The sequence below is a fragment of the Spirosoma rhododendri genome (genome assembly GCF_012849055.1).
Lineage (GTDB): Bacteria > Bacteroidota > Bacteroidia > Cytophagales > Spirosomataceae > Spirosoma > Spirosoma rhododendri.
Genome location: NZ_CP051677.1, coordinates 2,357,736 through 2,382,812, shown reverse-complemented (window position 1 = coordinate 2,382,812; position 25,077 = coordinate 2,357,736). Strand labels below are relative to the sequence as shown.

Genomic DNA, 25,077 nt, shown 5'->3' with positions numbered 1-25,077 from the left:
AGCAATACGGGGCTTAGAACGGCAAATCATCGTCGCCACCGTCAAAAGGAGCCGGTTCAGGGTGCCGCTGTTGCCGCGCGGGTTGAGCAGCGGGCTGTTGGCGCGGAGCGGGCTGCTGTGCAGCGGGCGCTTCCTGCTGACGGGGAGCGGCTTGCTGCGGGACTGCCTGCTGTTGACGCGGAGCTTCGTACTGATTGTCGCCACCGTTATCACTGTTGGGGCTACCCAGCAACTGCATGGTGTTGGCCCGAACGCGCAGGGAAGTCCGCTCTTTTCCTTCTTTATCGGTCCACAATTCTGTCCGCAAGCGACCTTCTACGTAAACCGAATTACCCTTCTTTAAATATTTCTCAGCCACTTTGGCCTGTTCGTTCCAGAGTTCAACGCGAAACCACTCCGTCTGTTCAACTTTCTCGCCGTTGCGGTTCGTGTATTTTTCCGTCGTCGCTACGTTGAATGTGGCCACAACGGCCCCACCATCGAGGTAGCGCACTTCCGGGTCGGCACCGAGGTTGCCGATAATGGTCATTTTATTCAAGCTTGCCATGTGCTTTTTCGCTTGTTTTGTTGGTAAAAATATGGGGGATTAGAACAGATAAAGATACTGAATCTTACGTGTTTATCCAAGCCCTTCGTTTAAATACGTGGTAATTAAAACCGGCTTCGGCAACCGATTTACTTCATCCGCTGAGTGCCAGTTAAACCCTGCCGGCAGTGCTACCGGTAGACCATCAGGCATATCGATCAGAAAGAACTGCCCCCTGATTCGCTGATGCGACAGTAACTGAGTAAGCGGTACTGCGCCCCCCGTTACCCGCCCCTGACTCACCAGCCCGACCACCTCTTCCGGCAGTACCAGATCCGTCAGCGCGTCAACCGGTTCGTCGGTTTCGATCAGCCAGAAGTCGTGCAGATTCTGCCAGATATCCCGGTCTGTACGCTCGCGCATTGCGAGTCGGTCGCCCTGCCGGAATACGAGGTAGTTAAAATAACGATCGCGAACAGGCGCTTTCTTCGCTTTCACCGGCAGCCGCATCTGCCGACCCGTCTGATACGCATTGCAGGATTGCTGGAGCGGGCATAACAGACAGTCGGGTGAAACAGGCGTACACTGAATAGCCCCGAACTCCATAATCGACTGATTATACGTTGCCGGGTCTTCGGCGTGCTGTATCAGCTGCTCAGCCAGCTTGGCAAACGTTTTTTTAGCTCCGGTCGTCGTAATATCTTCGGTGATGCCAAACACGCGGGCCAGCACCCGGTAGACGTTACCATCAACAACCGGCACACGTTCACCAAACGCAAACGAAGCCACCGCTGCCGCCGTATAAACGCCGATCCCTTTCAAAGTCAGCAAGCCGGCGAAGGTCGCCGGAAACTCAGCGCCCAGTTGATCGGTTATATAGCGGGCAGTCTGATGGAGATTTCGGGCGCGGGAGTAGTAGCCCAGCCCCTGCCAGAGTCGCAGGAGTTCACGCTCATCAGCATTGGCAAGGTCGGTAACGGTTGGGTAACTTTCCACAAACCGTTCGTAGTACGGTTTACCCTGTGCTACCCGGGTCTGCTGGAGAATAACCTCCGACAGCCAGATACGATATGGGTCACGTGTGTGTCGCCAGGGCAGGTCGCGTCGATGCCGTTCGTACCACCCTTCCAGGGTAGGTGCAAACGTTGCTTTTACGGCGTTAGCGTCTGATTGCCAATCCAAAATAAAACGGAAAATTGCAGCGTTGAGAGTAAAAACGAGCAGCCATTACTTTTTAAATAAAGCGGAAAGGCCTACCTTTGCGGTCTCATTTTTGACACCTGAATTTTTTCAACAACACAGTAAACGTTAAAGTTTAAGAAGTCGTGACGAAAGCAGACGTAATTGCAGAGATCGCCGATAAGACCGGAATTGATAAGGTTGAAGTGACAAACACACTGGAGACCTTTTTCACGGTGGTGAAGGACTCGCTGGCCGAGGGGGAGAATATCTATGTAAGAGGATTCGGCAGTTTCATCAATAAGAAAAGAGCGAAGAAAGTAGCCCGTAACATCTCGCAGAATAAAGCCATGATAATCGACGAACATTTTATCCCTAGCTTCAAGCCGGCTAAGGTGTTTGTCGAGCAGGTTAAAACCAGCGAAAAAACCAAGGAAACCGCCGAATAATCAACTCATTGTTGACTCGCTTTATGAATAAATACGTGCTGCTTGTTGTCGTGCTGGCGTCGCTCCTTACGGTGGGTTTATACACCCGTCCCAAGGTTGTTGTGCGCAACGAAAGCAAACAGCTTGGCTCGGCGAACCCGAGTGGCCGCGTAGCACCGGGAACCCAGCCCACGACATCTGGCGCAACGGTTGACCGGTCGGAGATTCATGAAGCACCGATGACGCCCGAACAGCAGCAACGTCTCGACGGGCTGCGGACGGCGTACCTGACGGCAGCAGCGCCCCAACGCGCCAAAGCAGCAGACGAACTCATTGATGCATTCCGGCAGGCAAGCCGCTATGACAGTGCAGCTCACTATGCGGGCCTGGTTGCGAAAGCGCAGCCTAGCGAACCGAATCTGCTTCGCGCGGGCGATCAGTATTTTGAAGCGTACACGTTCGCCGTTGATGAAGCCAAAACGGCAGCTTTAGGGCAGCAGACCAGGCAGTTCTATCAACAGGCACTCGACAAAAATCCGAATCTGCTGGCCGCCAAAGCCAATATGGCAATGACCTATGTCAATACCGACAACCCAATGCAGGGTATCGCCTTGCTACGGTCGGTGTTGCAGCAGGACCCTAATAATGAGCTTGCCCTGTTTAATCTGGGTATGCTTTCGATGCGGTCGGGCCAGTATGGTCGGGCGGTGGATCGGTTTCGTCAGATTCTGGTCAACAACCCAACCAGCCGGAAAGCTAAGTTTTACTTAGGTGTCAGTTTGGCCGAATCAGGTCAGAAAGCAGAAGCTAAGCAGGTACTCGCCGAAGTAAAGACCGGTGAGAAAGACCCGCAGATTTTAGCCGCGATTCACGAATACGAAGATCGGCTGAAGTAAACGAATGCAGTTGGCTGTTTGTAGCTGGCGGCATTGGATTAGGGGGCAGGCCGGGTGGCCTCCCGACATACACACAAACCATTAAACACTGTTTACACTATGCCTTGCGGTAAGAAACGGAAGCGGCACAAGATTGCCACTCACAAGCGGAAGAAACGGCTCAGAAAAAACCGGCACAAGAAAAAATAGTCTGCGGTATCCGGTCAGTCAGTTTTCGGCTGATTTCAGTTGATCGAAGACTAACGATACCGTATACGGCGCACTTATTTGGAGAAGCCTCGGCCGGTCTGCAAAGCCCGAACGTGGCTTCTTTTTTTATATATAGCCATCCTAACCGTTCATTCATCTTGTGAGTAATGAATTAGTTATCAGTTCGACTCAAAAAGGTGATCGGATTGCACTCTTGCAAAACAAGAGACTGCTGGAGTATCACGAAGAAGAGTTAGACAGCAGCTTTACTGTCGGCGACTTGTATCTGGGAACCGTCAAAAAACTTTCATCGGGCCTCAACGCGGCATTTGTCGACGTGGGTCACGAAAAAGACGGCTTTCTGCATTATCAGGACCTGGGTCCGAACATCAACTCGCTCAACAAATTTGTCAAAGACGTAATAGCCAAACGCGTCACCACAGGTCGGCTCGATACTGTTACCCTCGAACCGGCTATCGATAAAATCGGGAAAATCGATAAGGTACTGACCAAGAATAGCCCGATTCTGGTGCAGGTGGTTAAAGAACCCATCTCGACCAAAGGTCCACGCCTATCCTGCGACATATCCATCGCCGGCCGCTACATCGTGCTTGTCCCCTTCGCTGATGGGGTCAATCTATCCAAAAAAATTACCGATCGTGCTGAGCGTAGCCGTCTGCAAAAGCTGATGCTCTCGCTCAAGCCACCGCATTTTGGTATCATCGTACGCACGGTTGCCCAAGACAAAGACGTCGACGAACTCGACCGCGACCTGCAAAACTCGCTGGCGAAGTGGGATTCGGCCGTAAAAAGCCTGTCGGAAGCCCGCCCCCGTGATCGTGTGCTGGGTGAGATGAACCGAGCCTCGTCGATTCTGCGTGACATGCTCAACGAATCGTTTGAGAGTATCACGGTCGATACGCGGGAATCGTTCGATGAGATTCGGCAGTACATCCATACCATTGCCCCTGATAAGGAGCGCATCGTTAAGCTACACAACGGCAAAACAAAAGTCTTCGAGGCATTGGGTCTGGAAAAACAGCTGAAGTCGCTGTTTGGCCGGTCTGTAAGCCTGCCCGGTGGTGGCTATCTGATTATCGAGCATACTGAGGCCCTGCACGTTATCGACGTTAACAGCGGCAACAAGTCAAACTCGGAAGAAGATCAGGAAGCGACAGCGATCAGCGTCAACCGGGAAGCAGCTAAGGAAATTGCCCGTCAGCTGCGTCTGCGCGACATGGGCGGTATCATCGTTGTGGACTTTATCGACATGAAGAAGCCGGAGAACAAAAAGCTCCTGCAAGATATCATGCGCGATGAGATGAAGCCTGACAGGTCGAAATTCACGATCCTGCCGCTGACCAAGTTTGGTCTAATGCAGATTACCCGGCAGCGGGTTCGGCCGGAAATGAATATCGTCACGCGGGAAGTATGCCCAACCTGCGGGGGCAGCGGCACGATTCAGGCCAGTGTACTGGTTACTGACGTAATTGAAAGCAACCTCGACTACATTCTGACTAAGCAGAACGAAACGGGTATTTCTATTGCCATGCACCCCTTTCTGTACGCGTACTACACGAAAGGCTTCTATTCGAAGCAGATGCAGTGGTACATGAAGTACAAAACGTGGATAAAGCTTATTAAAGACAGTTCGCTGGGCATTGTCAACTTCAAATTCTTCAACAAGGCCGGCGAAGTCATTGAAACAGGCAGTGGTTCGTAAGCCCTGCTGATTCACCGACGACAGCTCGTAATGAAAAAAGGGGTCTCTCAATTGAGGGACCCCTTTTCGGTTGATATATATTGACGGAAAAAAATTAACACAAGATCTCCATATCAACAAGCTCGTCGTACATGTCGTCGCCGACGATGCCCTTCACCGAATCAACGGCGTTGATATTGAGTAACAAGTCACGCAGGTCATCAGTAATCTCGTAGGTTTGGTACGAGCGCCGGTCGAACAGGATAGGTGCCTGCTCAAGTTCGCAAAGTGAGTAACGGTCAGCATTAAACGTTGGATGGGTGATAATCGGCCGCTTCGGACGATGCACCTCCTCCTGTTGCTTAAGGAACGACTGAATGTAGTTCCACCCCTCCCACTGTCCTGGATAACGACTCAAATACAGCCAGAAGGCATCGTAAAGCTGTTGCATAGCCGTCTGGCAATACTGCTCACGGTCGCTATGCTTCACAGGATAAATGGGTGTCAAGCTCTGTAGCACGTTCGTCATGTCATCTTCCCGATAGCTGACGACCGGTACAATCGGTACGCCAGCCGCGTGTGAAAGATAACCCACTCCCTTACGGGTGAGAACCTGACGCTCACCCATGTCTACAGTCAGAAATTGACTTTCCTCGCCCGGTTCAGGGGCCGTCTCCGGACTTCCATCGACATAAACGATGATCGACTTACCGGCTTTCAGTTCACGTAACACTGTCAGTGCCGCCGAGGGGTGCCCCGTTTCCACGATGCGGAATCCGCTGGCCATACCCCTTTCCTGCCTCAGTGATTCGACGTGGTCGCAGATACCATCGCCCTGCGACCGGTTTGCATTGTTACCCATCAGCACCACACAGTCTACACCGTGCCGTAATAGCACACTAGTCAGCAGACGATACGAGCCGAGGTGATACGTACAATAGATTCGTGGCTCTGCGCTTATCGAAATCAGTTCACTTCCCCGCCGATCCACCAGATCCCCCGCCGAGAGGCAGTTGAGGTCAAAGGTGGTGAACACCTGCTGTAGCAGAACCTGCTGAAACAGCGTTTCGTGTTGACTGCGCGGAATGAATGGCATGATGTTTTCTACGTTAGCCGAGAACGTAGTAAACTTCATTAGGTACCCTCGCTCTTTCCGCAAATCGATCTGATCGAAGTGCGACTTACACTGAGCGAGCTCCTCCCTATATAGCGTCAGAGCAGAAGCCATAACCTTGAACGTTTGGACGAATTACTACAGCGAGAAAACGGGCTTAATTAAGCCGGTAAAATCAGCGGTTGGGCAGCAATCCGCAGGCTTAAGGAATTTGAGCAGGTTGTTAGACTCAGCTTTAGCGGCCGTTGCGATGTTACCTTTTACAACATTGATAGTCTTGATAGAAAATTGCTTTTTCATGGTGATTGATTGGTATACGGAGTGATAAGATTGATTTGTGATGTCAGGCAGAATTCGCTTCGCCTTATTGACATTACAAAGGTATGGTGGCTCCGGAGGGTCATCAATCGCAGAAAAGTCTCATCATTCGGTTAGGTTTTAGTCAATAATTACCAGTATCTTAGTTTAGATTTTTGATAAGAGCGGTATGATAACGGTACAGCTAACCAGGAAATATTTACGGAATCCCATTTACAGCATTGGGATTCTGCTGGTTATTGTAGTTGCGATGGAAGGAGTCTCGTGGTCGTACATATACAGCTCAAAATTAGACAGAGTCATTAAATATGGTGGCTTCGGGCCATACATGTGGTTATTCGTACGCAGTATCATCATACCCGAAATCTTCACAGTACTTATCCTGCTCAGCTTGCTGAATCAGCAGCATAAGTACTTTCATTTCAAGGCCATCGCTTTGACACCCAGAGCAGTCTTTCATTATCAGCTAAAGCTGTTGCCGGTTGTTCTACTCGCTTTCTTCATTTTCAATCCGATTACGGAGACAGTACGCTTCGCTCTCGAGAAGTTTCCAGACTACTCGTTTCAGAACTATCTGGACTCGTTTCTTATCGGCACCTTCTCCGGCGAGATATACCTGCGTTATCTGATTCCAATCCTGCTTATAGCTTATATATCAGTCAATATTTCACTGTTGTCCGACTACTTGCGGGAGCGGCAGCGGGTACAGCAGGAAGCAGAGTCTGAATCAGCCATGATGGCACAGGTTATCGATCAGTTGAGCAACTCGCAACCGGCACCACCTAATCAGACGGATCAAAAGCTGTATCTACGGGGTAAAAACGCGCACGGCGAAATCACCTTCCTGTCGACGGAAGCTTACTTTTTTACAGTAGAAGACCGCTCTTACTACGCAGAACTACCGCGAGGTCGTTATCTGGTGACAAAGACGCTGAACGAACTCGAAACCGAACTCGATCAGGTTCAGTTTTTCCGTATCAAACGTGATTATATCGTCAACAAAGAGGCTATACTCAACTACGCATACTGGGAAAACGGCAAGTATATAGTGCGGCTCAACACGCCCGACAACCACGAAGTTATCGTGCCCCGCGCCAGAATGCATGAATTTAAGGAGTGGTTACAGGGCAATGCGCCCCCGCGCACCGATACTGACTCTACCGCCGATACGCTGGAGGTAGCTTCTTCCTAGCCTTCACAGGTATTTTCGCACGGATATGCCGTACCGTGGCAGATGCCGACAGCCATCCAGTTCCAATTTCTTGGCGATGTGCGCCTTATGGTTTGTTGCCGTACGGTAACTGATACCCAGCTTATCGGCAATTTCATCGGTCGTACCGCCATCTGCTACAAGACGTAGTACTTCGCGCTCCCGAATCGTCAGCCGACTCAACGCCACACGGGTTTCGTCCGAGATCACTTCGACACCATAATCTTTCAGTAACGACATAAAGCCGTTACTGTAGTAACATCCTCCGCTGCTCACCGTCTGAAAACATCGGTACAGTTCGTCAAGCCCGTCGTTGGCATACAGGAAGCCGAAGAAACCGATCTGCATGGCTTTGGCAACCATACGGGCGTCTGGCTTGGTGGCGTACAGGATGAATTTGGTCTGGTAATTGGCGTCGCGTAACTCCTCTACTATATCAAAACTCTGACGGCCAGCAATCTCCGATTCCAGAATAACGCATTGTGGTCGCTTAACCCGGATCTGCTGTAACGTATCCTCCATCTCTACTGCGCGGCCAACTACATTGTAACCCTGTTCCTTCAACAACTGACTTAGCACTTCGCAGCTGAAAAGTTCAGATTGAGCGACCAGGATAGAAAAATCGCGACGCCGGATGGCGAAGTTTCTCGCAGACTCCTGACTGATTGTGGATAAACTCATAGGTTTCAGTGGGTACGACGCAGGTCGAATGGTTGAATCTACTAGGACTGTGGGTTAGCCAACAAGCTATTAAGCGCGAAATCACCCTTTTCCTGCGCGAAATCACTCAAATCAATTCGTTGATTTCGGACAGTAAAAGGGTGATTTCGGACGGGGGAGCTTGTTTAAGCTGCATTAGACAGGCTACTTTTGGTCAACGGAAAGAAAAAGAGATTTTAAGTAACGTATCGCATGAAAGGTCAGGAACAATCAGCATCGATTACTTACGAAGCAGCTGCTGTCGAAGTACAGGGTTTGATTATGGATTGGGTAGAAGCGACCGAGCAATTTCACAATCGATATGCCAGATTAACCGAAGTTATCAATTCGCTTCGCGCCGGTTCTCGCCGTCAGGACACTGCTACTCGTATGCGGCTGCGTCAGTTGATGTCGCTTCGCCAGCATATGAGCGATGTGCTGATGACCCTGCTGATGGATATGAATAACCCAAAGGCAGACAAGTTCCAATCGTCGAAGCCAGGGCAACTACATTCGCATGCGCGGTTGCTGACCGACCTCAATCGTGAGATCGACGCTGAGCTCACAGGCAGCCTGTCGATGCCCCGGACGATTGCTCAGGCATAGTGTTCAATCCCCCGCTATAAAGGTAAGGCTCTCCAATATTGGAGAGCCTTTTTTACGTACACCATAGTAAATATTTACTACAAAATTGCCTAAACGGTTGCCTAACATGGTAATAAGTAAAATATGAGTAGCCTATACAATTGTACAGGTACACACTAGTATACACCGATACGATATAAGCAAATCTTAGATTTGTTACCCGGAGATAACCGTGCCCAGCAGACGGGAAATTTCTACATCGACCCGCTTCATATTCATAAATTCGAGCATGAGTCGATCCGCATCGTCGGATGAGTTGGCCGGTTCGCGCATCTGCTGTTGTATCTGAATCATGCGTTGTTCAGCCAGCATCTTCTTAATGCGCAGGATATTTTGGTAAGCACTCTTAGCCAGTATGTGGATCTCCTCCTCAGTAGGGACGTATATCTCGTGCTTTGCCCATCCATCACTGATCTTATATTTTTGTATGCACAGGGTAACAGCTGTTTTGTGCAACTCGGATTGCTCAGGTGTCAGCTGATCCAAAAAATTCTCAGCGGTAAGGATTACTTTACGCTGATACGATTTCCTGTAAAGGGATAGCATTGCATTATTTGAGGAACTTTGAAATTCTTCTATATCCTTCAATTCCTCCAATATGTAATCACATAGAGTGATTTCAGGCTCTAATTCAATGGCCCCGTAATTCATCAACAGTCGAATACATTCTTCTTCCTGGTGAGCAATGGGCGTACGCGTTACCTTGAACGACGGTGCCGCTTCAAACGGCGCATCGGGAATCGTAATCTCCGGTAAGTCGGTATCCGCGTCGCTTAAGCTGTTCAGCAGCGCGTTGATATCGTCTGTTGTAGCTGGCTGTTGCGAAGCAGTATGTCGGTTGTTGGCTTCCGCACGCTGCTGTTGTCGTTCTTCTTCCTTTCGTCCCTGATCCTGCTGCTTGCGCAACAGCCGATTTATCTCAGAAATAACCGACTGCTCGCTGACATGAAAGACCTGCGCGACACGCTGCGACAAGGTTTGCCGTTTAAGTAGATCGGGGATACGGGTAATGCTGGCGCACACGTCAGAAATCCCTTCCGCCCGCTTGAGCGGATCATCGCCCGCTTCGGTCAGCCACCGGCTGGCTTTGAAATCGATAAAGTCCTGGGAGTGCTGTTTTATATAAGCCTTGAAGGCATCGGCTCCGACTTTATGCACGTAGCTATCGGGGTCTTCGCCATCGGGCAGCAACAGCAGGCGCAGATTCAGGCCCTCTTCCAGCACCATATCCAGCCCACGCAGCGCGGCTTTGATACCGGCAGCGTCGCCGTCGTACAGGATTGTGACATTAGGTGTGAACCGGGCGATGAGCCTGATCTGCTCGGTCGTCAGGGAAGTACCCGACGAAGCGACGACATTCTTGATACCAGCCTGGTGCAGCGAGATCACATCCGTGTACCCTTCCGTCAGAAAGCAAACATCTTCCTGCCGGATGGCCTGCTTTGCCTGATAGATGCCGTAGAGTACCTGACTCTTGTGGTATACAGTCGTTTCGGGCGAGTTAAGATACTTGGGCTGGTTCTTGTCGGTCTTGAGGATACGCGCCCCAAACGCGATGACCCGCCCCGACACGTTATGAATCGGGAACATGACCCGCCCCCGGAACCGGTCAAACGTTTTAGCCTTGCCCCCACCCTCGGCCTCCTTCCGCAAAATCAGCCCGGCTTTTTCGAGCATATCCGGGTTATAGCCGCGCTTGGTTCCTTCCTGCAAAAGCCCATCCCACTGATCCAAGCTGTAGCCTAGCTCAAAAGCATCGATGGTTGGGTTGGTAAAACCCCGCTCGCGGAAATAGCTGAGACCGATGCTTTTTCCTTCGTCGGTCTTCTGCATCAGCTCCTGAAAGTATGTCTTGGCGAAGTTCAGGGCTATCAGCAGACTTTCGCGTTCGTTTTGCCGTAAAAGCTCTTCAGGAGTTTGCTCCTGCTCTTCAATCTCGACGCCGTACTTCTTGGCCAGATACCGCAGGGCTTCGCCGTAACCGATGTTTTCGATGTCCATCACAAACCGGACAGCGTCGCCTGCTTTGCCGCAGCCAAAGCATTTGTAAATCTGCCGAACCGGATTGACGTTGAACGAAGGGGTCTTCTCGTTGTGAAATGGGCAACACGCGATATAGTTGCTCCCACGTTTTTTCAGCGAAACAAAGTCGTTGATGACTTCCAGAATATCGCTTGCCTGCCGAATTCGTTCGACAGTTTCTTCGGGGATCCGCATTGGTAATCGTAGTTGTGACTGCTAGTCAAAGATACGTTGAAACACGGGGGAAAGGAAAGCATGTCGGCCCACATTCGTCGTCAGCGCATCTTCGCCAGCAGGTCGTCGCGCGAGGGCCGGTCGCTGTATAAGTCGTAGGCGATGCCGTCTTTGTCCAGTTCGTTCATGAACGGGATATAATCCGCTTTCTCGGTACTGAAAATGTACCAGTTGTGATATGGTTCGTTGAACAACTCAACTTCGGTCAGCGCAACTTTGCGTTGTAGCGCCTGATACTGTTCGTAGGAAATATCCGTCTGCCGGACCAGAAAATACCACATGATCGTAAAAAAAGCCCGACCTGCGAGGCCGGGCTTGCTTAATTGAGTGGGTCGGTTACTTCGACGCCAGAATATAATCGGCCAGTACCAGACCTGCTTCGTTCAGATACGTGTCCTTTTTCTTTTTTGCGTCAGGCTTGCCCGGCGTTCCCGTTTCATCGACCGGAGCCGACATCTGAGATACCTTCGTAGCAGCCGCCCGCTTGCGTTCAGCTTCGTCGCGCTCTTTACGACGCTTCGACTCCTGAAGCGACACAACCGTGTTCTCCTTCGCCTTTTTGAAATCGGCAAGATCCTGCGCCAGCTGCTTTAGTTCGGGATCTGACTTCAACCGCTGATCGAAGCGTGAGCGTAGTCGAGACAGTATTTTGTCATCGATCGCCTGCGACTGATCGTAACGGGTCGAGTTGATATGATCCCAAGGCAGCGCGCTGGGCTGCGAGCTTTCGCCGTACTCTTCAGCCGAGAACGCCGATGGCAGTTCAACATCAGGCGTAACGCCCCGGTGCTGTGTGCTGCTACCGTTGATCCGATAGAATTTCTGAATCGTCATTTTCACCTGTCCTACCTTCTCCGGTTCTTTCGGCAACCACTGATTCAGGTCGATCAGGGTCTGTACCGTACCCTTACCGTACGTTTGTCCGCCGATGATGATACCCCGGTGATAGTCCTGAATGGCAGCGGCAAAAATTTCCGACGCCGACGCGCTAAACCGGTTTACCAGTACCGCCAACGGGCCATCGTAGACGACAGAACCGCCATCTTTATCAGAATACACTTCCGTTTCGCCCGTCGATTCTTTCACCTGAACGACTGGCCCTTTGGGAATGAATATACCCGTCAGATCGATAGCTTCGGTCAGCGAACCGCCCCCGTTGTCGCGCAGATCGATAACGATACCCTGTACTTTTTCTGCCTTCAGTTCTTCCACAAACCGCTTAACGTCGCTGGTAGTGCTGCTGAAGCCTTCCTCGCGCTTACGGGCGCCCTCAAAATCGCGGTAGAACATCGGCACGTTGATGACGCCGATCTTGAACGTCTTGCCGTTGTCGGTCACGTCGATGACTTCCTTCTTCGCCCGCTGTTCTTCGAGCTTGATTTTCTCCCGAACCAGACGGATTTCCTTCGGTGGCGCACCCGCAATCGCGTTTGGCGCAATAACCTGTAGGCGCACTACCGTTCCCTTCGGCCCTTTGATAAGCTTGACAACCTCATCGACCTGCCAGTTCATGGTATTGACCATGTGACCATTATCGCCCTGGGCTACTCCCGCGATTTTATCGTTGGCTTTCAGCTGATTGCTCTTGAATGCCGGGCCTCCGGGCAGTACGTTGGTGATCTTGATGTAATCGCCATCTTCCTGCAACATAGCCCCGATCCCTTCCAGCGACTGGCTCATCTCCTGGTTAAAACGATCGGCGTTGTTCGGCGACAGATAGTTAGTGTGCGGATCAAGTGCTTCGGCAAACGAGTTCATGTACATCTGAAACACGTCGGCGCTCTTCACCCGGTTTATCGCCTTGTCGAGATTGGTGTACCGCTGCGTCATCAGAGCCGCAATAGCGCTGTCGCTTCGGTTGTTGAGCTTCAATTCCAGCGCCTGATTTTTCAGAATCTTGCGCCACAAATCGTTTTGCTCTTCGATAGTCTTCGGCCAGCCAGCCTTCTCACGGTCCGTGTTGAACGTTTCGTCGGCCGTAAACGTGAACGGCTTCTTTATCTGCTCTTTGATAAATGCATTCCGCTCCTGGAATCGCTTGCGAAACACATTGTACATGTCGTAAGCAGCCGTCAGATCACCGTTGACCAATGCATCGTCGATCTGGTCTTTGTATTTCTCGAACGAAGCTACGTCAGACGCCAGCAGGTACGTTTTGCTGGCATCCATTTCTTTCAGGTAGTTATCCCAAACCACTGACGACAGCGAGTCGTCGAGTCGCACTTTGCGGTAGTGATACGTAGTCAGCAGCTTCGCGACCAGCGTTTCTACTTTTTCCTGCGAAATCGTCGGCTTCAGATCGCCCTCGGCGTACACCACCGGCTTATTTCGCGCTACTTCCTTGTCTGCTGGCGAGTCCATTTGGAAACTCAGCATCAGTACGGGCACCAGGGTCACCAGATACTTCTTCATCTACACTACCCAGTTTAATCGCGAATGATGAATGAGCGAATGAGTGAATAAAAATGCGCTACAGCGACGTATTCACTCATTCGCTCATTCACCACTCACTCATTGTTTAACAATATCGAGCAATTCGACGTCAAACACCAGCGTTGAGCCGGGTTTGATGTCGGCACCAGCCCCCGATCGCCATAAGCGAGTTCGGCAGGGATAAATAATTTCCATTTTGAGCCTACCGGCATCAGTTGCAGTGCTTCGGTCCAGCCTTTGATAACCTCGCCTACCCCAAACTCAGCGGGCGTTTTACGCTCTACTGAACTGTCGAAAACTGTACCGTCCAGCAGCTTGCCCGTGTAATGTACTTTAACCCGATCCGAAGCCGTTGGTTTAGCCCCGGTTCCTTCTTTCTCGACGGTGTATTGCAAACCGCTGGCGGTGGTTACAACGCCCGCCTTGGCTTTGTTCTCAGCCAGAAATGCATTGCCAATTTTTTTGTTTTCGGAAGACGCTTTCATCGACTCAGCGTTCCGGACCGCGTATTGCTTCTGGGCGTACGTGTTCAGGATCGTGCCGGCGTGCTCCTGCGTCAGCCGGGTCGGACCGCCCGCCATTGCATCCTGCAATCCTTTCGTCAGCATATCCTGGTTCAGGTCGTTCATGCCCTGTTGCTTCAGATTCTGGGCCATAAACAGGCCGATGCTGTAGCTGATTGAGTCCTGCGACGATTTCAAAACTGTACCAGCCGTAGAAGCCGTTGCAGCTGATGTTGGTTTGGCGGCCGTGGCCGTTTTTTTCGGAGCGGGTTTCTTTGTCTGGGCGTTGGCCGGGCCAGCGATAACAATGGCCGACGTCATACCAGCCAGCAACCATGCGTTGAACTTCATGCGAACAGAAAAACGAGGTGTTATAAGTAATGGATACACAATCAAAACGTACAGGGGTAAACGAAAAGTTTGGTCAGACCGCTATTTGCAAAAATATTCAGTCCGTTTTTAAATCAATTTAACATACTTTAAGTACAGCATACCCCCTGACTCAGCAAAGTATTGCCCGGCGTGTGAAGTGATTTGATCCCATTTGGTAAACGAAGCTTTGTATCAGCACGGTTACTTTTAACCGCTTTATCCCGGAAAAGTCTAACGATCAGTACTGATTATAGGATATCGTCGTAGTTTTATCAAGTTTTTAACCCTACCTTTGCGGCCTAAAATCAATCGTTTAATCTCTTCATAATATATATGGAATCCGTAAGACCCGACGAGATATCAGCTATCCTGCGCCAGCAACTGGCCGGTACTCAAACCGAGGCTGAACTCGAGGAAGTCGGTACGGTGCTGCAAATCGGCGACGGCGTAGCGCGTATCTACGGCCTCTCGAAAGTGCAGGCCGGTGAATTGCTCTCGTTCGACAATGGGTTGCAGGCTATGGCCCTCAACCTGGAGGAAGACAACGTTGGCGCCGTACTACTCGGTGATTATTCAGACGTCAAAGAAGGTGACACTGTAAAACGTACCGATCAAATCGCTTACGTGAACGTTGGCGATGGTATCCTGGGCCGTGTAGTCAACACGCTGGGTCTGCCGATCGACGGAATGGGTCCGATTCAGGGCGAGCTGTTTCAAATGCCGCTGGAGCGTAAGGCGCCGGGCGTTATTTTCCGCCAACCCGTAACAGAGCCGCTGCAAACCGGTATCAAAGCCATCGACGCTATGATTCCAGTTGGCCGGGGTCAGCGCGAACTGATTATCGGTGACCGGCAGACGGGTAAGACCGCTGTGGCCATCGACACAATCATCAACCAGAAAGAGTTTTACGACAAAGGGCAGCCAGTCTATTGTATCTACGTTGCCTGTGGTCAGAAAGCGTCGACGGTGAAGCAGGTGGAAGCCACCCTTCGCAAGGCCGGTGCTATGGACTACACTGTCATCGTAGCGGCCAACGCATCTGACCCATCGCCGATGCAGTTCTTCGCGCCGTTTACGGGTGCAGCCATCGGTGAATTTTTCCGCGATACGGGTCGCCCCGCACTGGTTATTTACGACGACCTGTCGAAGCAGGCAGTTGCCTACCGCGAGGTGTCGCTGCTGCTGCGTCGCCCACCAGGACGCGAAGCTTATCCTGGTGACGTATTCTACCTGCACAGCCGTTTGCTGGAGCGGGCCGCCAAAGTGACGGCCAACGACGAGATCGCAGCCAACATGAACGACCTGCCGCCGAGCCTGAAAGGCAAAGTAAAAGGTGGTGGTTCGCTGACAGCTCTGCCAATCATCGAAACACAGGCTGGCGACGTATCGGCCTACATCCCGACGAACGTAATCTCAATTACCGACGGTCAGATCTTCCTTGAGTCGAACCTGTTCAACGCGGGTATCCGCCCGGCCATCAACGTAGGTATCTCGGTATCGCGGGTGGGCGGTAACGCACAGATCAAGTCGATGAAGAAAGTAGCCGGTACGCTGAAACTGGATCAGGCTCAGTTCCGCGAGCTGGAAGCCTTCGCCAAGTTCGGTTCGGACCTTGACGCATCGACCAAGCTGACCATCGAGCGGGGCCGCCGGAACCAGGAGATGCTGAAGCAGCCACAGTACTCGCCCGTTGCCGTTGAACAGCAGGTAGCCATTATCTACGCGTCGACCAACGGTCTGCTGGATAAAGTACCCGTTAACAAGGTAAAGGAGTTTGAAAGCGAATACTCGATGGTGCTGAGCGCTCAGTACCCGAAAGTGCTCGACGAGCTGCGTGCTGGTAAGCTGACCGACGAAGGTACTGCCACCCTGAAGAAAGTGGCCGCCGACCTATCGGCTCAATACTAAAAAGTAGTTTACGGTTTACGGTTTTCAGGATACGATTGGCTGATGCAGGTCGGTAAAGCACCAGTCAATCGTAAACCGAAAACCGTAAACTGAAAACCGTAAACAGACTATGCCTTCACTGAAAGAAGTACGCGCCCGGATCTCGTCGATTAACTCGACACAGCAGATCACCAAAGCCATGAAAATGGTGGCGGCTGCCAAACTGCGCCGGGCTCAGGATAACATTACGCAGTTGCGCCCCTACGCCCAGAAACTCAGTCAGATGCTGAGTACGGTGTCGGCGGGTGCAGACACGGCTTCGGAAAGTCCATACCATCAGATCCGGACGATCGACCGGGTGCTGCTGATCGTCATTACGTCTGACCGGGGTTTGTGCGGTGCGTTTAACACGAACGTTGTAAAAGGCGCCCTGACGCTTATCAGCGAAAAGTATGCTGCACAGGCTCGTTCGGGCAATGTACACATCATGGCAATCGGCAAGAAAGGTGGCGAAGCAATGCAGCGACGCGGCTTCAAAGTCGACACGAGCCACATGGATGTGTTTGGCGCGCTGAATTTCGGCAACGTGCGGTTAGCTGCTGAAGCGGCTATGGAGAGCTTCGTTTCGGGTCAGTACGATGTTGTAGAGATCGTTTACAACGAATTCCGCAATGCGGCCATGCAGATCGTCCGGGCGGAGCAGATGTTACCTATCGTAGCCGCCGAAGCACCGAAAGGCGCAACAGCAGCCGTCAATTACATCTTTGAGCCGTCGGAAGAAGAAATCGTTACAGAGCTGATTCCGAAAACGCTGAAAATACAATTGTACAAAGCTGTACTGGATTCGAACGCATCAGAGCACGGTGCGCGGATGACAGCGATGGATAAAGCGACCGAAAATGCGGGCGAACTCCTGAAACAGCTTCGACTGGTTTACAACCGTACGCGTCAGGCCGCCATCACGACTGAAATTCTTGAAATCGTGGGTGGTGCCGAAGCACTTGCCAATGGTTGATTGATTACCACGATTATTTACGAAAGTACGGAAACCCGGTATCGCACAGATGCCGGGTTTTTTGTTTTTGAAATACCCGGATACTCCCTTTCTTTGCTGCTGATTATCAGTCGAGAAGCGCATGGCTTATTGCTGTTTTAACATTTTTTAACGTACTGTCTGTCAGTTTGTTAAATAGCAGTTAAGCACACATTGACCATTAAAATACAGGAACGAATGCAACGGTCAGACCGTTATTAAGGTACGCTATACAAACAGCGGGCAGCCGTACGTTAGATAGTCGAGATAACCCCACAATGCAATCAAGCCATGAAAATTAACCGCATAATCAGCAGTCTGTTCATCGTCGGTACGCTGGCGTCCTGCGCCCCGTCTATCACGGTTAAGTACGACTATGACCCTAAAGTAAACGTGCGTCAGTTCAGCACGTTCCGTATCGAAGCCGACCGGCAGCGTAACGCCGATCCAATCGTGGGCAGCAACCTGAATCAGCGCCGGATCGCCGACGCCCTGGAGCAGTCGCTGCAAGCACACGGCTACAAGCCGGTTCAGCAGGGCGAGGCCGATCTGATCGTACGTTTCTTCACTGACTCGCGCGACCGGCAGCAGATTCAGTCCAACAACATGTATTCGCCTTATTCCTGGTGGTACGGTGGTATGGGTAACAATGTGTACTCGCGTCAGTACGAGGAGAACCGTGTTGTTGTCAACGTGCTTGACGCCCGGACCAACGATATCGTCTGGCAGGGCTGGGCAACGGGTCAGTTGAACACCCGCAACAAGGAGCGGGATCGGGATCAGGCATTCCGCGAAACTGTGACCAGTATTATGAAAAACTTCCCGGAAAGTGCTGGTCAGGACTACGGCGCGGCCCGGTAATCACAGCTCACAAAAAGTTCAAAAGCCCCCTTCCTGTATTGGAAGGGGGCTTTTGTATGCGAGCCGGTTTTCGTTAATTTGCGAGATACATCGCTTACCATGCCACCGGCCCGCCACGAACTTGTCTATTCGTTACTTACAATTGTTTTTGTGCTATTGGTAGGCATCGCCGGACTCTTGTGGGTGGCTTATAACCGGCATCAACATCTGGCCGATCAGACACTCGAGCTTCGTCATAGTCTGGACGAGCAGAGCAGTCAGATCATCAACCTCAAAGAGCGGCTTGAGCATTGCGACTCGACGGAGGTACGCGTATTAGCCGATCCTAGCTGGGCTGCGAAGAATACAACAAATGGCTGGTAGCTCGTTCGCTCACGCTCAGTCGTAACAGCTGCTGTGTAAATTTCGCGTCACCCGTTACAGCCGCACCCAGCCAATTTCTCCGTTGGTCTGCTTGACAAGTTGAAAACCCCCGAACGTACCTAATACCGATAGCTGACTACCCGCCTGTACCTGTTTGATAGGTGCGGCCATTGGGTCGGCGTTGTCGAGCAGGTAACTTGCCGTTGTCAGGGTGAACTGGCGCAGTGGCCGACTGATTGGCTCAACAGATTTGCTGGCGACATAGCCCGTCAGGCCGTTGGGTGTTGCGACCCGAAGCCACGTTTCGGTTCCCCCCACAATCGTTAGCGCAGCCGCTTTTGGTAACTCCTGCACACTACGCGTTTCGCTCGACGGCCCTTCGCGCAGGCTCGTCTTTGCATCCATCACCCGAATCGAATCGCCAAGCAGACCGGCTGCCAGCATCGGTTGCTTAGCCGGCCCCCGCCCCAACCGAATGTAAGGCAGCGGGTTCACAGCACCACTGTCGAAACCGTAGATGCCGTAATGCAGGTGTGGCGCAATCGTACGGGCATTACCTGTATTGCCAACAAACCCGATGGTATCGCCCACCGACACGCGCTGACCATCCTTGACGTTCCAGCGGTCGAGATGGGCATAGTAGATGCGTAGCTTACGGTCAGCATCATTGACGAAAGCCACGTTACCGCCCAGCCGGTTGACGCCCACACCCGACACGATTCCATTGGCCGATGCGACGGCTGGCGTTCCTCTCGGCGCGAAAATATCGACGCCTTCGTGTTTGCGTCGACCGCCATCGCGCGGTACGCCGAAGTAGCTGCTGATCTGTCGGCTGTCTTTACCCTGCACCGGAAAACTCAGTGCGGGTTCGCGGGTTATGGAGATGATATACCGCGCCGACCGCAGCAGTTCGGGCTGTACCCGGATCAGGTAGTTCTGGTTTTTGCGGGGTTCCCAGTTCAGCACGTTTGTGTCGGCTTTCGACGCGGCAACCAGGCTGGTCTTACCTTTGTCGTCCAGCGCGAATACGTCGACGAACACCTGCACCGGTTGTTGCCCCTGCGTTTCAACTTTCACCAGAAAGCGGTCGCCCCGCTCCCCTTTCATTTTGTAGCCGACAGCTAATGGCTTGTTGGCCGAAAAATAACCGCTTTCCCGGTACGGCACCGCGATGGTCAGCGAATCGCCCAAGGCCCGTTCGCCCGCCCGAACCCAGTCGGCACCCAGCGCCGTTTTGTCGAGTCTGGCATCTTTCAGCGACTGACCGTACTGTTCGTGGGGTGACGACGGCTTGAACAGGCCCGTTGTGGGACCAAGACCCGTACAGGCCGCTAAACCAGCCAACAACAGCACAAGGCCATAGCTGGTACTCTTAATCAAGGTCATAAATAAAGTTGGACAGTTGTAAAGTTACAAAGTTGTGTAGTTGCTGGCGCATCAGCCTATCCAGCGGCAAACGGACGCGCCAGCAACTTTACAACTGTATAACACTACAACGCTGTAACTTAATTCTTCCGCGTCGTCAGCCAGTAGACCGGAACACCGAGTCCGGCGATCAATAGGCCCATACCAGTGTTGAAAGTTTTTGTGTAAAGCAGAATCGCGCATATCGTCAGACCGGCGATCATGTAGATAGCCGGAACCAGCGGAAAACCAAACGCCCGATACGGCCGGGGAGTGTCAGGTTCTTTGCGTCTGAGACGAAACAGGCCACCGATGGTAACGATGTAGAACAGCAGCGACGCAAACGTACAATAGTCGAGCAGATCACCGTATTTGCCCGACAGACACAGAATCGACGCCCAGATGCATTGTAGCCAGAGTGCCCGACCCGGCACCGCGTTTTTGTTCAGGTGCGAAGCCTGTTTCAGAAACAGACCGTCTTTCGCCATAGCATAGTACAGGCGCGCACCAGCCAGAATCAGCCCGTTGTTACAGCCGAAGGTCGACACCATAATCAGCCCGGCCATGAACGCAACGGCGATGTTTCCAAACAGCGTCGAGACGGCGGCCGTAGCTACGCGGTCGGCTTCGGCAAATTGGATACCCCGGCCTATGATGTCGGTAGCCGTGGGCGAACCCTTAAGTGGCAACAGCGACAAGTACGATACATTGGCCAGAAAGTAAATCGTCGTCACGATCAGGGTGCCCAGAAACAAAGCCAGCGGAATATTACGCCGGGGGTCTTTGATTTCGCCCGCGATAAAGGTGACGTTGTTCCACGAATCGGCCGAGAACAGCGACCCTACCATTGAGGTGCCGAATGCCAGCACCAGCGCCAGACCAGTCAGCGGCAGCGTAACCCCATCGGCAGACGTCATGCTGGCGCTCCATGCATTTTGCAGATTGGTCGTCAACAAGCCACTATTCAACCCAACGGCGATACCCACCACAATCAGCCCCAGCAGAGCGATCAGTTTGGCCGATGTGAAGACGTTCTGGATCAGTTTGCCACTTTGTACCCCCCGGCTGTTCAGCCAGGTCAGCAGTACCAGACTGGCAATGGCGTAGAGCGAGCCCAGCGTTACTTTGGCAAATCCGAGATCCAGCAAGACATTTTCGGGACCCAGCGCGGGCATAAATACAGCCGAATACTTGGTAAAGGCCACGGCAACGGCAGCGATGGTACCTGTTTGAATGACAGCGAAAACGGTCCAGCCATACACGAATCCGGTCAGGCGGTTGTAAGCGCGCTGAATGTATACGTACTGCCCGCCCGCTTTGGGCATCATCCCGGCCAGCTCGCCGTAGCTCAGCGCAGCGGCCACCGTCAACACGCCCGTCAGCACCCAGAGGGCCAGCAGCCAGCCCGCCGAGCCGAGGTTGCGGGTCATGTCGGCCGAGACAATAAAGATGCCGGAGCCGATCATGGTTCCGGATACGATCAGCGTAGAGTCGAGCAGACCCAGGGAGCGATTGAATTCAGTTTTTTCGTCAGGAAGGACAGGTTCAGTCATTAGCTTGTGATTGATCAACTTACAAGAAGCATGTCAAACGCCGGAAAAGCAAACGATCTGCGCATGGGCCGCTGGTTCACAGTAGCTGAGCGGAGGGCACATAACAAGCCGGATGGCAGTCATAAGTGCTTCGCTACCTGGCCTGCCCGGCTTTCTTCAGGTAGTCGACGACGCGCTGCACGGGCAGCTCCTCGATTCGGTGTCCCTGATCGCCCGTCATAGTTTTAGCCGCAAAGAGCGAATTGATAATGGCTTCTTCGGTTGCTTCGATAGCCGCCATGAACAGGGCCGATGTGTTGTCGTTGCGCAGTAGCGTCAGTGTGTCTGTCGGGGTTTTGCTGTCGTGCGGAATCTGATAAGCCGTCGACACGGCAATCACGTAGTCCCCACTACCGTTGGAAGCAATACCGCCCGTTTTAGCCAGCCCCATAAATGCCCGTTTCGCCAGCCGTTTCAGGTTTCGGGCGTCCAACGGCGCATCGGTCAGCACAACCATCATACACGACCCGTCCAGATTTTCTTTAAACGAATACTTTCCCAATTCAACACCTGCGGGCATACCGGCAATTTGCAAGACCCCGCCAAAGTTAGTTTGTACCAGTGCACCGACCGTATAACTGCCCAACGAAGTAGGCAGCTTCCGCGACGCAGTTCCGATGCCGCCTTTGAAGCCAAAGCAAACTGTTCCCGTACCGGCCCCGACGTTACCTTCGGCCACGGCCCCCGTTCTGGCATCCCGAATGGCCGTCAGCACATGCTGCCGGGTTACGTGCCGCCCCCGGATGTCGTTCAGAAACCCGTCATTGGTTTCGCCTACCACCGGATTTACCGACCGAACCTGCTCATTGCCGGGCTGGCTCAGGGTGTAGTCGATCAGGGCGTCGGCAGCCGTGGGTACCGATAGCGTATTGGTCAGGACAATTGGCGTTTCGAGCGTGCCCAGTTCCTCAACCTGACTATATCCCGCCAGTTTACCAAACCCGTTGCCGATGTAGATAGCCGCCGGGCTTTTCTGCTGAAACAGATTCCCCGCGTGCGGCAGAATGGCCGTGACACCGGTCCGAACACGCTCCCCTTCCCGAATCGTCACCTGCCCGACCCGTACGCCCGGCACGTCGGTAATGGCGTTGAGCGGGCCGGTTGGCAGCACCCCAAACCGGATACCGTAGTCGCGCGGTCGCTCTTTCGATTGAGCCAGCCCCGTCGCGACGGAGCAGCAGAACAGGCCAGCCAACAGATAGTGACGGAGAGAGTAGAGCATGGACTGGGTCGGGTGGAAAAGCCCCGGTGTTAAAAATAAGGAATCATCGGACGGCATCCGTTGCTTTACCCGATCTGATTCAACATTACAGGCCGCAGGCAGTTTACGTTACAACAGTGCTGTACAACAGTACCGCTGTTTTAACCCGAACGATTCGCAACGTACTATGACTCCCGATCAATCATCCATCGACCAGCTTAGCGTCAATACTATCCGGCTCTTGTCGGTTGATGCCGTTGAAAAAGCCAATTCGGGCCACCCCGGTCTGCCCCTCGGTGCTGCGCCGATGGCCTACGTACTCTGGTCGCGCTTCTTGCGCTTCAACCCGCAGGACCCGCATTGGCCCGACCGCGACCGTTTTATTTTGTCGGCGGGTCACGGCTCAGCGCTGCTCTACAGTATGCTGCATCTGTACGGCTATGATCTGTCGCTCGACGATCTGAAAGCGTTTCGGCAGTTGCACTCTAAAACGCCGGGCCACCCCGAATCGAACCTGACACCGGGTATTGAAGTAACGACCGGACCACTGGGACAGGGCTTCGCCAACGCGGTCGGTATGGCGATGACCGAGCGGTTTCTGGCCGCCAATTACAACAAGGAGGGCCACGAGATTGTCGATCACTTCACGTATTCGCTTGTCAGCGACGGTGATCTGATGGAGGGAATGACGAGCGAGGCCGCTTCGCTGGCAGGCCACCTGCAACTGGGTAAGCTGATTCTGCTGTACGATGATAACCATATCTCGCTCGACGGTCCGACAAGTCTGGCATTTACCGAAGACCGGATGAAGCGGTTCGACGCCTATGGCTGGCACACGCAGCACGTCGAAAACGGCAACGACCTCGACGCTATCGAACAGGCGATCAAAGCCGCTCAGGCTGATACCGAACGGCCGTCGATTATTTCGGTGCGGACCATTATTGGCTTCGGTAGTCCGCAGGAAGGTACGAGCAAGGTACACGGTAGCCCGCTGGGCGAAGAGAATACGCGCAAAGCCAAAGAGTTTTTCGGTTTCGACCCCGACAAGACGTTCTTCGTCCCCGATGAGGTAAAGGAACACCTGCTCGAACCCGGCAAGCGCGGAGCCGATCTGCAAGCTGACTGGAACAAACGGTTCGACGCGTACAAGGGTGAATTTGCTGACAAGGCAACCCTGTTCGAGCTGTCGTTTGCCGGTAAGCTACCCGACGGCTGGGATACCAACCTGCCCAAATTCGGGGCCGACGAAAAGCCGATGGCTACCCGGCAGGCATCGGGCAAAGCATTGGATGCGCTGAAGGAAACGGTACCGTATCTGTTCGGTGGATCGGCGGATTTGGCATCGTCAAACGAAATGCCCAAGAATGGCAAAGCCAGTTTCCAGCCCGGTCATTACGAGAACACCAACGTCTGGTTTGGCGTACGCGAACACGCCATGGGCGCGGCTCTGAATGGTATGTCGCAGCACGGCGGGGTACACCCATACGGCGGCACGTTCCTTAACTTCTCCGATTACATGCGGGGGGCTATCCGCCTGACGGCGCTGGCTGAATCGCGGGTGACGTTTGTCTTTACCCATGACAGCATAGCCGTAGGCGAAGACGGTCCAACGCACGAACCAATTGAGCAGATCGTGTCACTGCGCACGATTCCCAATATCGTCGTGATTCGCCCAGCCGACGCCAACGAAACCGTCTGGGCGTGGCGCGTAGCCATGACCACGCCAAAGTCGCCGGTCGTGCTTATTCTGTCGCGGCAGAAACTACCTGTACTGGATCAGGCGAAATACGGTTCGGCGCAGGGTGTTGAAAAAGGTGCTTATGTTCTGAGTGAAGCCAGCAGCGGCACCCCCGAACTGATTCTGATCGGTACAGGCTCGGAAGTTTCGCTGATTATGAAGGCACAGGAAGAACTGGAAAAGCAGGGCGTTCCGACGCGGGTAGTGAGTATGCCGTCGTGGGAATTGTTTGAAAAGCAGGATCAGACCTACCACCACGAGGTGCTGCCGCCCACCGTCCGGAAACGGCTGGCCGTCGAAGCGGGGTCGCCTATCGGCTGGCACAAATACGTCACCGACGAAGGCACGACCATCAGCATGAACCGCTTTGGCCTGTCGGGGCCGGGCGAGGACGTGATGGCTTACTTCGGCTTCACCGTCGAGAACGTCGTTAAAACGGCGAAATCGGTGCTGGCAGGCAACCCGGAAGGCATCGAGAAAAAAGAAGTACTTTCTTAAAGACAAATCGGCCCCGGATTCACATCCGGG

At 52.8% G+C, this 25,077-nt stretch carries 21 protein-coding genes and 1 pseudogene; 10 read left to right on the top strand and 12 right to left on the bottom strand.

Going from position 1 to position 25,077, the window contains the following annotated elements; translation table 11 throughout:
* Positions 1-13: 13 nt before the first annotated feature.
* Positions 14-547, bottom strand: a complete 534-nt coding sequence (locus HH216_RS10025; RefSeq protein WP_169550697.1) for a single-stranded DNA-binding protein — start codon at positions 545-547, stop codon at positions 14-16.
* 72 nt (positions 548-619) lie between these two features.
* Positions 620-1,708 carry an A/G-specific adenine glycosylase gene (mutY, locus tag HH216_RS10020; protein ID WP_169550696.1) on the bottom strand — a complete coding sequence of 363 codons (1,089 nt, stop codon included), beginning with the start codon at positions 1,706-1,708 and terminating at the stop codon, positions 620-622.
* Positions 1,709-1,851: 143 nt separating this feature from the next.
* Here mutY and HH216_RS10015 point away from each other — a divergent pair, with 143 nt between their 5' ends.
* The 3 genes from HH216_RS10015 (at position 1,852) to HH216_RS10005 (ending at position 4,941) form a co-directional block, all read left to right on the top strand.
* Entirely contained in the window at positions 1,852-2,154 is a 303-nt protein-coding gene (locus HH216_RS10015) for an HU family DNA-binding protein (RefSeq protein ID WP_169550695.1), read from the top strand.
* Positions 2,155-2,177: 23 nt separating this feature from the next.
* A complete protein-coding gene (locus HH216_RS10010; protein WP_169550694.1) occupies positions 2,178-3,029 on the top strand; it encodes a tetratricopeptide repeat protein in 852 nt (283 codons plus the stop codon).
* A 349-nt stretch (positions 3,030-3,378) separates the two neighbouring features.
* Positions 3,379-4,941: an Rne/Rng family ribonuclease gene (locus HH216_RS10005; protein WP_174842707.1), complete on the top strand. Its 1,563-nt coding sequence runs from the start codon at positions 3,379-3,381 to the stop codon at positions 4,939-4,941.
* Positions 4,942-5,035: 94 nt separating this feature from the next.
* Here the strand turns inward: HH216_RS10005 and HH216_RS10000 are convergent, their stop codons facing one another.
* Both HH216_RS10000 and HH216_RS09995 read right to left on the bottom strand, forming a co-directional pair.
* Complete coding sequence (locus HH216_RS10000) at positions 5,036-6,148, bottom strand: lysophospholipid acyltransferase family protein (RefSeq protein WP_169550692.1); 1,113 nt, start codon at positions 6,146-6,148, stop codon at positions 5,036-5,038.
* Between the two features lie 24 nt (positions 6,149-6,172).
* On the bottom strand, positions 6,173-6,334 hold the full coding sequence (locus HH216_RS09995; protein ID WP_169550691.1) for a hypothetical protein: 162 nt from the start codon (positions 6,332-6,334) through the stop codon (positions 6,173-6,175).
* Between the two features lie 346 nt (positions 6,335-6,680).
* Here HH216_RS09995 and HH216_RS09990 point away from each other — a divergent pair, with 346 nt between their 5' ends.
* Positions 6,681-7,544 (top strand): LytTR family DNA-binding domain-containing protein, encoded by an 864-nt coding sequence (locus HH216_RS09990; protein ID WP_254448765.1) that lies wholly within the window; start codon positions 6,681-6,683, stop codon positions 7,542-7,544.
* 3 nt (positions 7,545-7,547) lie between these two features.
* Here HH216_RS09990 and HH216_RS09985 read toward each other — a convergent pair whose 3' ends face one another.
* Positions 7,548-8,243 carry a LuxR C-terminal-related transcriptional regulator gene (locus HH216_RS09985; RefSeq protein ID WP_169550689.1) on the bottom strand — a complete coding sequence of 232 codons (696 nt, stop codon included), beginning with the start codon at positions 8,241-8,243 and terminating at the stop codon, positions 7,548-7,550.
* A 231-nt stretch (positions 8,244-8,474) separates the two neighbouring features.
* Here HH216_RS09985 and HH216_RS09980 point away from each other — a divergent pair, with 231 nt between their 5' ends.
* Positions 8,475-8,867, top strand: a complete 393-nt coding sequence (locus HH216_RS09980; protein ID WP_169550688.1) for a hypothetical protein — start codon at positions 8,475-8,477, stop codon at positions 8,865-8,867.
* Between the two features lie 195 nt (positions 8,868-9,062).
* Here HH216_RS09980 and dnaG read toward each other — a convergent pair whose 3' ends face one another.
* The 4 genes and pseudogenes from dnaG to HH216_RS09960 form a co-directional block, all read right to left on the bottom strand.
* Positions 9,063-11,123: a DNA primase gene (gene dnaG, locus HH216_RS09975; protein ID WP_169550687.1), complete on the bottom strand. Its 2,061-nt coding sequence runs from the start codon at positions 11,121-11,123 to the stop codon at positions 9,063-9,065.
* Between the two features lie 80 nt (positions 11,124-11,203).
* Positions 11,204-11,443: a hypothetical protein gene (locus HH216_RS09970; RefSeq protein ID WP_169550686.1), complete on the bottom strand. Its 240-nt coding sequence runs from the start codon at positions 11,441-11,443 to the stop codon at positions 11,204-11,206.
* Between the two features lie 55 nt (positions 11,444-11,498).
* Entirely contained in the window at positions 11,499-13,574 is a 2,076-nt protein-coding gene (locus HH216_RS09965; protein ID WP_169550685.1) for a carboxy terminal-processing peptidase, read from the bottom strand.
* A gap of 99 nt (positions 13,575-13,673) precedes the next feature.
* A pseudogene (locus HH216_RS09960) lies at positions 13,674-14,449 on the bottom strand (FKBP-type peptidyl-prolyl cis-trans isomerase).
* Between the two features lie 354 nt (positions 14,450-14,803).
* Between HH216_RS09960 and atpA the strand changes: the two are divergent.
* The 4 genes from atpA to HH216_RS09940 all read left to right on the top strand — a co-directional run bounded on the left by atpA (position 14,804) and on the right by HH216_RS09940 (position 18,614).
* The gene (gene atpA, locus HH216_RS09955) at positions 14,804-16,378 is read left to right on the top strand and encodes a F0F1 ATP synthase subunit alpha (RefSeq protein ID WP_169550684.1); all 1,575 of its coding nucleotides are present in this window, start codon (positions 14,804-14,806) and stop codon (positions 16,376-16,378) included.
* A 109-nt stretch (positions 16,379-16,487) separates the two neighbouring features.
* Positions 16,488-17,372 (top strand): ATP synthase F1 subunit gamma, encoded by an 885-nt coding sequence (atpG, locus tag HH216_RS09950; protein WP_169550683.1) that lies wholly within the window; start codon positions 16,488-16,490, stop codon positions 17,370-17,372.
* A gap of 309 nt (positions 17,373-17,681) precedes the next feature.
* Positions 17,682-18,251, top strand: a complete 570-nt coding sequence (locus HH216_RS09945; protein ID WP_169550682.1) for a DUF4136 domain-containing protein — start codon at positions 17,682-17,684, stop codon at positions 18,249-18,251.
* A 78-nt stretch (positions 18,252-18,329) separates the two neighbouring features.
* Positions 18,330-18,614 (top strand): hypothetical protein, encoded by a 285-nt coding sequence (locus tag HH216_RS09940; protein ID WP_254448764.1) that lies wholly within the window; start codon positions 18,330-18,332, stop codon positions 18,612-18,614.
* Between the two features lie 54 nt (positions 18,615-18,668).
* On the opposite strand, the gene HH216_RS09935 is transcribed toward HH216_RS09940, so the two are convergent.
* From HH216_RS09935 to HH216_RS09925, 3 genes are all read right to left on the bottom strand, one after another.
* A complete protein-coding gene (locus HH216_RS09935; RefSeq protein WP_169550681.1) occupies positions 18,669-20,000 on the bottom strand; it encodes a M23 family metallopeptidase in 1,332 nt (443 codons plus the stop codon).
* A gap of 119 nt (positions 20,001-20,119) precedes the next feature.
* Complete coding sequence (locus tag HH216_RS09930; protein WP_169550680.1) at positions 20,120-21,571, bottom strand: APC family permease; 1,452 nt, start codon at positions 21,569-21,571, stop codon at positions 20,120-20,122.
* 133 nt (positions 21,572-21,704) lie between these two features.
* The gene (locus HH216_RS09925; RefSeq protein WP_169550679.1) at positions 21,705-22,832 is read right to left on the bottom strand and encodes a DmpA family aminopeptidase; all 1,128 of its coding nucleotides are present in this window, start codon (positions 22,830-22,832) and stop codon (positions 21,705-21,707) included.
* A gap of 166 nt (positions 22,833-22,998) precedes the next feature.
* Between HH216_RS09925 and tkt the strand changes: the two genes are divergently transcribed.
* Positions 22,999-25,047: a transketolase gene (gene tkt, locus HH216_RS09920; protein ID WP_169550678.1), complete on the top strand. Its 2,049-nt coding sequence runs from the start codon at positions 22,999-23,001 to the stop codon at positions 25,045-25,047.
* The last annotated feature ends 30 nt before the right edge of the window (positions 25,048-25,077 follow it).

Bases quoted from the DNA above. Each gene is read 5' to 3' on its own strand.
- HH216_RS10025 (WP_169550697.1), bottom strand. From the start codon at position 547: ATGGCAAGCTTGAATAAAATGACCATTATCGGCAACCTCGGTGCCGAC.
- HH216_RS10010 (WP_169550694.1), top strand. From the start codon at position 2,178: ATGAATAAATACGTGCTGCTTGTTGTCGTGCTGGCGTCGCTCCTTACG.
- HH216_RS10000 (WP_169550692.1), bottom strand. From the start codon at position 6,148: ATGGCTTCTGCTCTGACGCTATATAGGGAGGAGCTCGCTCAGTGTAAG.
- HH216_RS09995 (WP_169550691.1), bottom strand. From the start codon at position 6,334: ATGAAAAAGCAATTTTCTATCAAGACTATCAATGTTGTAAAAGGTAAC.
- HH216_RS09990 (WP_254448765.1), top strand. From the start codon at position 6,681: ATGTGGTTATTCGTACGCAGTATCATCATACCCGAAATCTTCACAGTA.
- HH216_RS09985 (WP_169550689.1), bottom strand. From the start codon at position 8,243: ATGAGTTTATCCACAATCAGTCAGGAGTCTGCGAGAAACTTCGCCATC.
- HH216_RS09980 (WP_169550688.1), top strand. From the start codon at position 8,475: ATGAAAGGTCAGGAACAATCAGCATCGATTACTTACGAAGCAGCTGCT.
- dnaG (WP_169550687.1), bottom strand. From the start codon at position 11,123: ATGCGGATCCCCGAAGAAACTGTCGAACGAATTCGGCAGGCAAGCGAT.
- HH216_RS09970 (WP_169550686.1), bottom strand. From the start codon at position 11,443: ATGTGGTATTTTCTGGTCCGGCAGACGGATATTTCCTACGAACAGTAT.
- HH216_RS09965 (WP_169550685.1), bottom strand. From the start codon at position 13,574: ATGAAGAAGTATCTGGTGACCCTGGTGCCCGTACTGATGCTGAGTTTC.
- atpA (WP_169550684.1), top strand. From the start codon at position 14,804: ATGGAATCCGTAAGACCCGACGAGATATCAGCTATCCTGCGCCAGCAA.
- atpG (WP_169550683.1), top strand. From the start codon at position 16,488: ATGCCTTCACTGAAAGAAGTACGCGCCCGGATCTCGTCGATTAACTCG.
- HH216_RS09945 (WP_169550682.1), top strand. From the start codon at position 17,682: ATGAAAATTAACCGCATAATCAGCAGTCTGTTCATCGTCGGTACGCTG.
- HH216_RS09935 (WP_169550681.1), bottom strand. From the start codon at position 20,000: ATGACCTTGATTAAGAGTACCAGCTATGGCCTTGTGCTGTTGTTGGCT.
- HH216_RS09930 (WP_169550680.1), bottom strand. From the start codon at position 21,571: ATGACTGAACCTGTCCTTCCTGACGAAAAAACTGAATTCAATCGCTCC.
- HH216_RS09925 (WP_169550679.1), bottom strand. From the start codon at position 22,832: ATGCTCTACTCTCTCCGTCACTATCTGTTGGCTGGCCTGTTCTGCTGC.
- tkt (WP_169550678.1), top strand. From the start codon at position 22,999: ATGACTCCCGATCAATCATCCATCGACCAGCTTAGCGTCAATACTATC.